This window comes from Oleiphilus sp. HI0128 (assembly GCF_001635365.1).
Genome location: NZ_LWGG01000800.1, coordinates 1 through 11,099, shown reverse-complemented (window position 1 = coordinate 11,099; position 11,099 = coordinate 1). Strand labels below are relative to the sequence as shown.

Here is an 11,099-nt window from a genome sequence, read left to right as displayed (position 1 = left end):
CCAGCGTACTTGGGGTGTTCCGATTACTTTGTTTGTTCATAACGAGACACAAGAGCTTCATCCTGATACACAAAATTTGATCGCTAAAGTAGCTGAGAAAATTGAACAGAAGGGTATTGATGCCTGGTTCGAATTGGATGCGAGCGAATTATTAGGTGATGACGCTGAGAATTACACAAAAGTAACCGACACTTTAGATGTTTGGTTTGACTCGGGCGTGACGCATGCCGCGGTATTAAAGCAGCGCGAAGAGCTAGGTCAGTACCCTGCCGATTTATACTTGGAAGGCTCGGATCAACACCGTGGTTGGTTCCAGTCCTCTTTGAAGACGGGTATCGCGATTAATAATGCAGCACCTTATAAGCAGGTGTTAACACACGGCTTCACCGTTGATGGTGAAGGCAAGAAGATGTCCAAGTCTTTGGGTAACGTTGTTTCGCCACAAGAAGTGATGAACAAGCTAGGGGCTGATATCTTGCGTTTCTGGGTAGCGGCAACAGACTATAGTGGTGAAATGACGGTTTCTGACGAGATCCTCAAGCGAGCTGCCGAATCTTATCGTCGTATTCGAAATACTGCGCGCTTCCTGTTGTCTAATATCAATGGTTTTGAGCCAGAGAAGGACTTGGTAGCGCCTGAAGAGATGATGTCACTAGATCGTTGGGCGGTTGATAAAGCCTTAGAGCTTCAAACTGAATTGCAAGAAGCTTATGACGAGTATAGTTTTCTTAGTGTTTCACAGAAAATTGTTCACTTCTGCGGCGTTGATTTAGGTGGTTTCTATCTGGATATCATCAAAGATCGACAGTACACCACTCAGGCAGATAGTCTAGCTCGTCGTTCATGCCAAACAGCGATGTACCATATTCTTGAAGCGATGACTCGCTGGATTGCGCCAGTTCTAAGCTTTACTGCAGACGAAATCTGGGCGGTTATGCCTAAGCCTAAGGGTGAAGAACGTGCATCAAGCGTAATGCTTTGTTCCTGGTACGAAGGTTTGTTTGCGATGGATGCAGATAGCCAGCAAGGTTCTGAGTTCTGGGCAACGGTGCTAGAAGCGAAAACGGCTGTGAATAAGCGTATCGAAGAAGAGCGTAATGCGGGCAAGATCAAAGGTTCTCTTGGAACAGAAGTGAGCTTGTATTGTGAAGGCGGTTTGTACGAAGTGCTTAAGTCCTTGGGCGATGAGCTACGTTTTGTCTTGATCACCTCTGAGGCGACAGTTGGCGAACTATCGGCTGCTGAAGGTGCGCTACCAAGCGAAATGGAAGGCTTACTGATCAATGTTAAAGCATCTGAACACCAGAAGTGTGAGCGTTGCTGGCATCACCGTGAAGATGTCGGTCAGCATGAAACGCATAAAGATTTATGTGGCCGTTGTATTGATAATGTTGATGGCGCTGGCGAACAGCGACAGTTCGCATGAGCCAAGCAAACATGACCAATACAGCGAATGATTCAGCGCAGGTGAGCTTGTTTGCCCATATGCTGCGCTGGCTATCACTGAGCACCGTCATTATTGTTGTCGACCTGCTCACTAAATTTTATGCCAGTACGAATCTTGAGTATGCGGTACCTGTACCGGTGATTGATGGCTTTTTTAACTTTACCTTATTACATAATACCGGTGCAGCGTTTAGCTTTCTGGCAACGGAGTCAGGCTGGCAGCGTTGGTTCTTTGTCATCTTGGCAACCGGTGTCAGTGCCGCGTTAGTTGTCTGGCTAAGAGGTTTACGAGAAGAGCCTTGGGTTGCCTGCTCGGTCGCCTTGATATTAGGCGGTGCGATAGGGAATTTATATGACCGTATGACCTTAGGTTATGTTGTCGACTTTCTTCATTTCTATTGGAATAACTATCATTTCCCTGCCTTTAATATCGCTGATACGGCGATTTCTATTGGTGCTGCAATGATGGTCATAGATGTTTTTCGTGGCAATAAACCAGACTCTGAGGATGGTTTATAGTCCCTTGTATTTGTGAGAGCACAGGCTCTCACCTTGTTATTTGAGTGGTACAAAATTTGTCTTTAGTTGTCGGTGAAAATACTCTGGTTACATTGCACTTCTCGTTAAGTATGGAAGATGGCGCAGTGATCGATTCTACCTTTGATAAGAACCCAGCACGCTTTGAGTATGGTGATGGTCAATTACCCGATGGTTTTTTATCCTTCTTAGACGGGATGAGTGAAGGCGAAGAAGGAGAATGGCAGGTTCCACCAGAGAAAGCTTTTGGCATGCCTAACCCAAACAATCAGCAAGTCATGAAGCGAGCAGACTTCCCGGAAGATATGGAATTAGCTGAAGGCTTAATGATCTCCTTTGCCGACGCAAACCAGTCTGAGTTGCCTGGCGTGGTTAAAGCCTTTGATGAAAATGAAGTGACCATTGATTTTAACCACCCTTTAGCGGGCCAGACCTTGTCGTTTAAGGTTCAAGTTGTCTCGGTTGAGGCCTTGTAAATGAAGATTAAACTGGCGAACCCTCGTGGCTTTTGCGCGGGTGTTGATCGTGCTATTGAGATTGTTAATCGTGCACTCGAAGTCTTTGGTGCCCCCGTCTATGTGCGCCACGAAGTGGTCCATAACCGCTTTGTGGTCGATGACTTAAAGCAACGTGGTGCCATTTTTGTCGATGAGCTGGAAGAAGTACCGGATGATTCCTTGGTTATCTTCAGTGCTCATGGCGTATCCAAGGCGGTTCAAGCCGAAGCAAAAGAGCGTGATTTGAATGTCTTCGACGCGACCTGTCCACTGGTAACTAAAGTCCATATCGAGGTGACCAAATACAGTCGCGATGGTATGGAATGTGTGTTGATTGGTCACGAAGGACACCCTGAAGTTGAAGGAACGATGGGGCAGTATGACTCTTCTTCAGGTGGCAAAATTTATTTAGTGGAAGATGAACAGGATGTGGAAAGCTTAGTTGTAGAAAAGCCGGATGCTTTGGCTTATGTCACGCAAACAACGCTATCTGTCGATGATGCCGCGAAAGTGATTGATGCCTTGCGTAGAAAGTTCCCCAATATTCAGGGGCCGCGTAAAGATGATATTTGCTATGCCACTCAAAACCGGCAGGATGCTGTAAAGGGCTTGGCAGACTCAACTGACTTGATGCTGGTTGTTGGTTCACCTAACAGTTCAAACTCTAATCGCTTACGTGAGCTGGCTGAACGTATGGGAACGCCTGCTTATTTGATTGATGATCACTCACAGATTCAACCGGAATGGTTGCAGTCGGCAAACGCAATTTCCGTTACGGCTGGTGCGTCTGCACCCGAAGTTCTCGTGCAGAAAGTTGTCGATCGTTTGGTAGAGTTGGGGGCTAAAGAAGTTGAAGAGGCTGATGGCCGTGAAGAAAATATCGTTTTCAGCATGCCGAAAGCTCTAAGAATACCCGCAGAAAATATTTAGAGTTTATTATTTGCTAGCCAGAATCGAATTGGTTAGCATATAAGTCAAGCGCAAAGGATAAGCGCTTTCTCACAATTAACCAGCGATCAAAGGATATGATGCTGATGTTAAAGACTTCATGTAAGTTAAGTACGTGCTCGCGTGCGCCAAATATAGCTTCTTTAAAGGCTGCTCAGTCAGGTTTTTCTCTGATTGAACTTCTCATCAGCTTGCTTATTTTTAGTGTCGGAATTTTAGGACTCGCCTCAATGCAAATTACCAGCATGAGGATGGCACTCGATGCTCAGCAGTACTTTAGCGCTAGTTTGTTGGCGAGTGCTATTTCAAATCAGCTTCAAGCAAGCGGTTCAACTCAGGGGGCTGAATTTTGGACTCAACAAGTGTCTGAAAGCTTACCTTCAGGTTTGGCGCTAATCGAATCTAGTGCTTCAAACTATCGAGTGACCTTGAGCTGGAATTCCAGTGAAGACCACGCCCGGCAGCAGGGTAATCGGAGATCTCAGCTAGTGTCGAGTGTAAGCCTATGAAGGGGCATCTCAATCAGTTGGAATATCATAAAGGTCTTAGCTTGATAGAGTTGTTGATCGCTTTGGCGCTGAGCTCAATTTTGAGTCTGGCTTTATTTGAAGTATTCAAAATTGCGCGTGATGCTTCAAGCCGGGTTACTGGAGCAAATGAAATGCTGGATAGTGCCCAATTGAGCTTTTCCGTCTTGCAGGACTCTATCAATATGGCTGGATTCTGGGGTGGAGTTGATTCCCGAGAATTAACGCTGATAACGAAGCAACTTAGTGCTTTTCCGGGCAACTGCAACAGTGCTTGGGTGCTCAATATTGAACAAGGCTTGCAAGGCTTTGACGGGCGAGAAAATGCAAATGATATTCCTGCATTACCCAGTGATTGCTTGAGCAAAGATTATGTACCTCATAGCGATGTACTACTTGTTCGTCGCGCATCGGTGAATGACCCGGTTCCTGAAGAAAAGTTAGGTAATAAGTACTATAAAAAACGCTTTATTGTTCGAGGAAGCCCTGAAACAGGGGGGATTGTTTTCCAGGGCAAAGATATGGCTAAAGCGCGGCAACAAGTGCCACCCTCAGCTTTTGTTGTTAATAGCTTGTTGAGTATCGATATGTACTATCTGGAGTATTGCAAAGATGAAGAGCTTTGTGATGTCTCAGGTATCGGCTTAAGTCGTTATACCCTGATCGGCAACCGCTTTATCAAACAGCGCTTGGTTAATGGTGTGGCGCAAATGCAATTTGAATATGGGCTCGATCTAAGTGGTGATGGCAAGGTGGAGCGCTATCTTACTGCCGATAACGTTTTCAGCTGGAATGATGTATTGTCGGTACGTGTTTTCGCTTTATTCAAAAGCAAGCTATCGGCAAGTTCGAATGAGAATCCGGAAAGAGAATTCAAACTGGGTACAGGTTTTGAGTTCGAGCCAGAAGAGCATGAACGGAGGTATAAATTCAAAAAGTTTCAGTCAGAATTTAGTTTGAAGAATACTTAGTTAATAACAGCGGTGATGAGCAAGGAGGCAATATGCACCTAAAATCAAAGACCTATCCAATAAGAGCCATGCAACAATACGGAGCTACATTAGTCTTGTCATTAATGTTGCTGGCGATCCTCACAATACTCTCAACAACGATGATGCAAAGCAGTTACCTAAGCTTTAAATCTCAGTCTTCCAGAGTGGCGTTTCAACAAAGCAGTCATGAACTAAATCAGTTTCAGCTTCAAGCTGCGAAGCAAATAAAAAGCTTTATTGATTCTAGACGAGATAGTCATGTTGAGCTCAAAAAGTCATACTCAGAAGGCTTCAAGTTAATCGATGACTTGCTGAACCTCGAAGTAATTGCCGAAGAAGATAATGAATCGTTGACGCGAATTTTATCGTTTTCAAGTTCACAGATGGAGATAGACGTTTATATCACTCAGAGCAGATTGCGTCCGGAATATTCCGGGAATAACTTGCTTCAGTACGACTCTTATAGTCAGCATATCGTGCAAAGGAGCGCAGATCAGCGCTATTTATACCTACAGCTGCACTGTATTAGCAAGCCAGGAATTGGTCAGAACCAAGGCCCTGTTCATCTTGTTGGCGACTTTCGTTTCGAGGTGTCGTGATGAAAAAAAGGATGAAGATTGCATTTGTTTTGTGTTTGTTTAGTTTTTCCTTGCTTTCTAGTATGGCGTGTTATGCAAGTGAACCGATATCGACTGTTGCGGTGTTGAGCCCCGCTATTGTTGTTTCCGAGCCCGCACGCGCCTTTTCGTCGATTGACCCGCTTGGCTATAAAAAATTTAAAACGCAGTATCAGACTCGTAGAACGATGGCCTATGTCATNTCAGGGGAGGGTGAACTGCATGCCATTGATAAAGATAATGCCGAGGGAGGGCAGACATCCGCAGGGGAGTTATGGGCTTATATACACGAGGACCAAACTCTCAAGCTTGAATATCTGACTAAGTCTGAATCTGAGTCTCTGAAAGCAAGTGGATCTAGCTTACTTGATGTCACTTACTATACCTTTGATGCAAAAATATTTGATGAACGTTCAAAGGCACATCCACAAGCTTGGGGGACTTTGTTGCTGGTGGGTATGGGAACCAATAGTAGCCAGAGTCGTGAGCATAGTAATAGGTGTCTATTATTCGATATTACGGACCCTGCACAAACACCTTCTTTATTGGCTGAATTTAAACACACTTCAATGGGGCCGTGTACAAGCAAGCCTACCGCCCTGACTCTTCCCGATGCTTTTGGTGGGGATCCTCTTTGGTATTTGGCTTTTGGGGCAGGGCAAGGAACACTGCGGCCCGGCTTATTTTTTTATGACTTGCAGACAATGACATTAGATAAAGAAGTCTGGCTTCGTCAATTTCGACCTGAGGTAAAGAGTGGTCATATAGCTGGGATTTCGGCAGCAGATATTGATCAAGACGGCCTAACTGATCTCTTGTATTTCGGAACGATTGAGGCATCTAGAGTTCAGGAAAGTGGCAGCTTGTATTCTCTTACCTTTACTAGATCCCTGGATACAGCCACCTCTTCAAGAGCGGGTAAGTATTCCTCTCATCGAGAACGCTATATGACCCCTCAGCTAGCTAAACTATTTGCAGGCAGAGGTGCAATTTCTCACAAACCTTTACTCAAAAGAGGTTCTGAGGGAAAGGTTTGGTTATTCTTTTCGGCTGGCTCCTCAGTTTATGGTCTGATAGATGACTTTTCCAGGCAGAGAGTAAGTGAATTTCAGTTAAGCTCAAGCGGGGTTAAAAATAGAGGATGGGTTCGCACTCTTCCCAAGAACGAAGTATTTACCTCGGCAATAGTCGACTTGGGAGAGATAATTGTCTTGAACGCGTTTCGTCGAGACTGCAATGATTGCTCAGAATCCGGTTTGAATACCTTGAAGCTATATCATGCTTTTAGCGGGGAAGAAATTACCGATATCTTGGCGGACAAAAAACAGACACGAGTATTAGCCGGAAATTTGTTGCTTGATGAAGAAGGCTTCCCGAGGCAGCGTATAGACCACCTGATATCTGATTCAGCCTTGTTATCTCTTCTCGCTATCGAGAACAAAAGCCTTTATGGAGAGGAGTCTAAACTCTTGGGCGTTGAGTTAGCCGAAGGTATAAGGCGCTTATCATGGTGGCAACGATGAATCGTTCTAGAGCCTTTACATTAATAGAGTTGCTTGTAAGTTTGGCAATTGTTTCCATTCTATTTTCACTGGCCTTACCTTCATACGAGTCCTACCAACAGCGGAGCCGCTTGACTGAGGGGAAGGCCTCTTTATTGCGTTTGCAGACTGAATTGGAGCGTTATGCAATGAGCTTTCAGCGCTACCCGCAAAGCTTATCGGAATTGCTTTCATATGATGAAGACGAGTTAGAATCGGATCACGGCTACTTCAATCTCTACATTGACTCTGGCCTAAGTGATTGTGACGAAGGGGCTTGTTATGCATTGGTCGCTGAGCCGATCATTGAAACTCGTTCGGATGAGAGGTTGGAGTTATATTCTGATGGCCGTAGAGAAGGGCAATGGAATTAACCACAGCTAACATTCTTTCCTCCGCTCGCTTCAACAATATCATCGCTGTTACTGTCGCGCCCTATTCTTAAGCGACCCTGGAAATTAATGATTAGGGCACGCGCATATTTCTCGTCATTGTTTTCTGGGCAATAGATGTAACTTCCGGCACTACCAAGGGGAAAACCAAGGCGGGAAAAAACAACTCTGTTTGTCGGGTTGTTAAAGCTTATTGTTCCAGAAGGGATAAAAGGGGTTTTGAGCTGGAGTAATAGTTCACTCTCATCACGTTTCTGGTCCTTGTCTTCGTCAATGAATATCATTGCGCCAGCTTGCCAACCTTGTTCGCACTGTAGGCCTGAAGAGGATGGGCATAAGGTAATGCGTGTTTGTCTGGCGAGCGCTTCTCTTTTTGCATGTCGAATGAATTGGCTCAAGTGGTTGATATTGCTGTCCGAACGGGCATTTTGGAAAATGTCATTGAAGGAAGGAATAACGACAAAGGTCAAGATAGAAACAATGGCCAAACAGGTGAGTAGCTCGACAAGTGTAATTCCACTTTGCCTGGATTTTTGTTCTTGATGGTACTTATTGCATCGGTGCATAACAGAAGGGGGCATTTTCATCACTCCTTGATAAAGATCATCCCTTGGAAAGAGTATTCTCTTGGCGATTGATATAAAATGCAAGTCGAAAACATCTTGCTAAAGGAAATGAGAAACTTGAAAGTAATCATCGTTGGCGCCGGTGCAATCGGTATGATGCAAGCCAGAGAATTGGCGTTAAAGGGCATTGAAGTCGTGCTGCTTGATAAAAGTGCTTGCGGTACTGAGGCCAGTTGGGCCGGAGGTGGAATCGTATCTCCCTTATACCCTTGGCGTTACTCTGAGCCAGTCACGGCTTTGGCAAGCTGGTCTCAGTCCTACTACCCGAATCTCGCACAGTCTTTAGAGGCCGAGAGTGATATTGACCCGGAATTGACTCGCCATGGCTTGTTAATGCTTCAGGTCGAGGATAGGGAAGCCGCACTTAAGTGGTCTGAAGAGCATCATAAATGGATGGAAACAGTAGATGCTGAGAAAATCTATGAGCTTGAGCCTGCTTTGCGTGAAGGTGTTAAAGATGGTTTGTGGATGTCTCAAGTTTCCAGTATCCGTAACCCTCGTTTACTGCAGGCTTTGTATACCTCTTTGCAGCGTAACCCCTTAGTAACTATTCATGAGGGCGCTGAAGTCTCATCGTTTCTGACGAATAAAGACAAACTCGATGGCGTTAAGCTGCATAATGGTGATGAGCATAGAGCTGATGCCGTCGTCATTTGTAGTGGCGCCTGGAGTCGCAGTGTCGCGAAAAGTGATGGTATTGAGGTTAAGCCGGTTAAAGGGCAAATGCTAATTTTTGATGCGCCTATTGGCCTGGTCAACCGGGTTGTGATGAACAATGGTAAGTATGTGATTCCACGTAGAGACGGAAAGGTACTGGCAGGTAGCACTCTGGAAGACGTCGGCTTTGATAAGCGCACAACGGAACAAGCAAAAGAGGAATTGGCAGATATGGCGATAGACCTCTTCCCGGGCTTGGCCTCCTGCCCTATCAGTGCGCATTGGTCGGGTCTACGCCCAGGCTCACCAGATGGCATTCCCTATATTGGCCAAATGAAGGAGTTTGACAACCTTTATATCAATGCCGGCCACTATCGCAATGGCTTGGTGCTCGCACCCGCTTCGGTTGCCTTACTCAGCGCTATTGTTAGTGGTGAATCGACGCCTATACCGAGTGAACCGTATAACCCTTTGATAAGAGTTTGAAGCTAATCTAGCTCAAGCTTCTTCAGCCGATAGCGCAGGGCTCTAAAACTAATTCCCAGCATTTTTGCAGCCGCCGTCCGGTTCCATTTTGTGGCGGCTAGGGCTTGTTCAATTTCATACCGTTCGATTTCTTCCAAATAGTCTTCCAGTGACTGTTCTGGAGGCCTCGCTGATATCCCTGCTTTAGCTGCGCCAGAGTTTTGTTCCCGGCTACCCAGTACTTGCGCTATCCGGTGTGTCGTTTGTGGTGGCGCTTGAGTATTAGAAGGGCTTTGGATATCTGGCCCCGTTTCGGCTGAATCGGCGCTTAAGTCCAGATCTCCAAGTTCAATGATATTGTCTTCACACAGTGTGAATGCTCTTTCGATGATATTTTCCAGTTCTCGTACATTTCCTGGAAAGCTATACTCTGACAGGCTCTCAAGTGCTGCATTGGAGAGCTTTGCGTCTGTGACGCCACAGTCCCGGGCTATCTTTTCCAGGAAATAGTCTGCGAGTAAGGAAACGTCTTCTTTGCGTTCCCTGAGCGAGGGTACATCGAGTTTGATGACATTAATTCGATAAAACAAATCTTGCCTGAAGCTGCCATCTTCAACGAGTTTGGCCAGGTCTTTATGGGTGGCGCTAAGAATTCGGACGTTAACTTGAACCTCTTCCTGTTCACCAACAGGCCGGATTCGCTTTTCCTGAATTGCACGTAAGAGCTTCACCTGCATTTCAAGAGGTAGGTCGGCGACTTCATCTAAAAATAGAGTGCCGCCGTCAGCTGCCCGAAATAGCCCGGATTTATCTTCGATTGCTCCACTAAAGCTACCTTTTTTGTGGCCAAAGAATTCACTCTCTACCAGCTCACTAGGAATAGCCCCACAGTTGACCGGGACAAAGCGGCCGGTACTAGCGCGAGGGCTGTTTTGATGAATCATTTTAGCGACCAGCTCTTTACCGCTACCTGACTCACCAGAAATATAAATTGGAGCTTGGCTACGTGCCAGTTTATCGATCTGTTTGTTGAGCTTCTGAATGGCTTTTGTTTTGCCTTTTATGTGCTCGGGTTGAGTGCTAGAGGGACTTTCGTTTGCCTTACGTTTTGATAACTCTAATGCGCTGGTCACCAGCCCTCGTAGCTGATTAAGGTCAACAGGCTTTGAAATAAAATCAAAAGCACCAGCCTTAAGGGCACTGATGGCTGTTTCGACGTTGCCGTACGCGGTAATCATGGCAACGGGCATATCGGGATGATTTTTTTGTATGAACGACACGAGATCAATGCCGTTGCCATCAGGCAAATTCATATCGGTGAGACAAAGGTCAAAGCTTTGTTCACTTAGGTAGGCCTTGGCGTCCATGATTGTCGCACTGCTACAGGTGTCTATCCCCATACGCATGAGTGTGATTTCTAACAGCTCTCGAATATCAGGTTCATCGTCGATAATTAAGGCGCGTTGCTTGGTCATATATTGAGTCTTGTCTGTCGCTTAGAAAGCATTAAGAAGAATAAGCCTATTGTTAAACAATTCGCTTGTGGTGAGCAAATACAATTCGAAAGCACGCACCAAGCTTAAGGTCTTTAAGAGCCTGATAAGCCTTATTGTCTAGTCGATGGTTATCAAACTTCCAATGCTGATGAAATTCGGTACTGGCCGGGTTGATATAGTCCAGATGAGCTTGGTTTGCTTCGCAGATTTCTCGTGATAAATACAAACCAAGTCCTGTGCCCTGAGATTCAGTGGTGAAGAATGGTTCAAATAAATGATGGGAGTTCTCTTCAGAGACTCCTTCACCCTGATCGATTACTTCGATATAGGCTTGGCCATCCTTTGTGGTTTTGGATAG

General features: G+C 45.5%; 12 protein-coding genes and 1 pseudogene. 10 read left to right on the top strand and 3 right to left on the bottom strand.

The annotated features are described in order from the left end of the window. The 9 genes and pseudogenes from A3763_RS11680 to A3763_RS11640 form a co-directional block, all read left to right on the top strand. Positions 1-1,426: class I tRNA ligase family protein (locus tag A3763_RS11680; RefSeq protein ID WP_156495057.1), on the top strand; the 1,426-nt coding region annotated here is incomplete at its 5' end. 11 nt (positions 1,427-1,437) lie between these two features. Continuing rightward, positions 1,438-1,965: a signal peptidase II gene (gene lspA, locus A3763_RS11675; protein WP_068553665.1), complete on the top strand. Its 528-nt coding sequence runs from the start codon at positions 1,438-1,440 to the stop codon at positions 1,963-1,965. Between the two features lie 56 nt (positions 1,966-2,021). After that, positions 2,022-2,459: a peptidylprolyl isomerase gene (locus A3763_RS11670; RefSeq protein ID WP_197470190.1), complete on the top strand. Its 438-nt coding sequence runs from the start codon at positions 2,022-2,024 to the stop codon at positions 2,457-2,459. Then, on the top strand, positions 2,460-3,410 hold the full coding sequence (ispH, locus tag A3763_RS11665) for a 4-hydroxy-3-methylbut-2-enyl diphosphate reductase (protein ID WP_068512267.1): 951 nt from the start codon (positions 2,460-2,462) through the stop codon (positions 3,408-3,410). It abuts the gene before it with no gap. A gap of 95 nt (positions 3,411-3,505) precedes the next feature. Further along, positions 3,506-3,646: pseudogene (locus A3763_RS30110) on the top strand (prepilin-type N-terminal cleavage/methylation domain-containing protein); the annotation flags it as partial. A 12-nt stretch (positions 3,647-3,658) separates the two neighbouring features. Beyond that, the gene (locus tag A3763_RS11660; protein WP_231872180.1) at positions 3,659-3,937 is read left to right on the top strand and encodes a hypothetical protein; all 279 of its coding nucleotides are present in this window, start codon (positions 3,659-3,661) and stop codon (positions 3,935-3,937) included. Then, the gene (locus A3763_RS11655; RefSeq protein ID WP_068554084.1) at positions 3,934-4,926 is read left to right on the top strand and encodes a PilW family protein; all 993 of its coding nucleotides are present in this window, start codon (positions 3,934-3,936) and stop codon (positions 4,924-4,926) included. Before A3763_RS11660 ends, A3763_RS11655 begins: the two co-directional genes overlap by 4 nt. A 32-nt stretch (positions 4,927-4,958) precedes the next feature. Next, positions 4,959-5,546, top strand: coding sequence for a PilX N-terminal domain-containing pilus assembly protein (locus A3763_RS11650; protein WP_068567561.1), 588 nt, complete (start codon positions 4,959-4,961; stop codon positions 5,544-5,546). 1,537 nt (positions 5,547-7,083) lie between these two features. Next, complete coding sequence (locus A3763_RS11640) at positions 7,084-7,479, top strand: type IV pilin protein (RefSeq protein WP_197469610.1); 396 nt, start codon at positions 7,084-7,086, stop codon at positions 7,477-7,479. On the opposite strand, the gene A3763_RS11635 is transcribed toward A3763_RS11640, so the two are convergent. Continuing rightward, the gene (locus tag A3763_RS11635; protein ID WP_068511756.1) at positions 7,476-8,078 is read right to left on the bottom strand and encodes a GspH/FimT family pseudopilin; all 603 of its coding nucleotides are present in this window, start codon (positions 8,076-8,078) and stop codon (positions 7,476-7,478) included. The two genes, A3763_RS11640 and A3763_RS11635, sit on opposite strands and share 4 nt — an antisense overlap. Positions 8,079-8,141: 63 nt before the next feature. Between A3763_RS11635 and thiO the strand changes: the two genes are divergently transcribed. Beyond that, a complete protein-coding gene (thiO, locus tag A3763_RS11630) occupies positions 8,142-9,266 on the top strand; it encodes a glycine oxidase ThiO (RefSeq protein ID WP_231872179.1) in 1,125 nt (374 codons plus the stop codon). Positions 9,267-9,268: 2 nt separating this feature from the next. Here thiO and A3763_RS11625 read toward each other — a convergent pair whose 3' ends face one another. Next, positions 9,269-10,720: a sigma-54 dependent transcriptional regulator gene (locus A3763_RS11625; RefSeq protein ID WP_068632946.1), complete on the bottom strand. Its 1,452-nt coding sequence runs from the start codon at positions 10,718-10,720 to the stop codon at positions 9,269-9,271. A 52-nt stretch (positions 10,721-10,772) separates the two neighbouring features. Further along, positions 10,773-11,099, bottom strand: a 327-nt coding sequence (locus A3763_RS11620; protein WP_197482891.1) for an ATP-binding protein, incomplete at its 5' end; no start/stop codon positions are given.

What these genes read in the sequence shown, in the direction of transcription:
- lspA (WP_068553665.1), top strand. Translation starts at nt 1,438, where the DNA reads ATGACCAATACAGCGAATGATTCAGCGCAGGTGAGCTTGTTTGCCCAT.
- ispH (WP_068512267.1), top strand. Translation starts at nt 2,460, where the DNA reads ATGAAGATTAAACTGGCGAACCCTCGTGGCTTTTGCGCGGGTGTTGAT.
- A3763_RS11660 (WP_231872180.1), top strand. Translation starts at nt 3,659, where the DNA reads ATGCAAATTACCAGCATGAGGATGGCACTCGATGCTCAGCAGTACTTT.
- A3763_RS11655 (WP_068554084.1), top strand. Translation starts at nt 3,934, where the DNA reads ATGAAGGGGCATCTCAATCAGTTGGAATATCATAAAGGTCTTAGCTTG.
- A3763_RS11650 (WP_068567561.1), top strand. Translation starts at nt 4,959, where the DNA reads ATGCACCTAAAATCAAAGACCTATCCAATAAGAGCCATGCAACAATAC.
- A3763_RS11640 (WP_197469610.1), top strand. Translation starts at nt 7,084, where the DNA reads ATGAATCGTTCTAGAGCCTTTACATTAATAGAGTTGCTTGTAAGTTTG.
- A3763_RS11635 (WP_068511756.1), bottom strand. Translation starts at nt 8,078, where the DNA reads ATGCCCCCTTCTGTTATGCACCGATGCAATAAGTACCATCAAGAACAA.
- thiO (WP_231872179.1), top strand. Translation starts at nt 8,142, where the DNA reads ATGCAAGTCGAAAACATCTTGCTAAAGGAAATGAGAAACTTGAAAGTA.
- A3763_RS11625 (WP_068632946.1), bottom strand. Translation starts at nt 10,720, where the DNA reads ATGACCAAGCAACGCGCCTTAATTATCGACGATGAACCTGATATTCGA.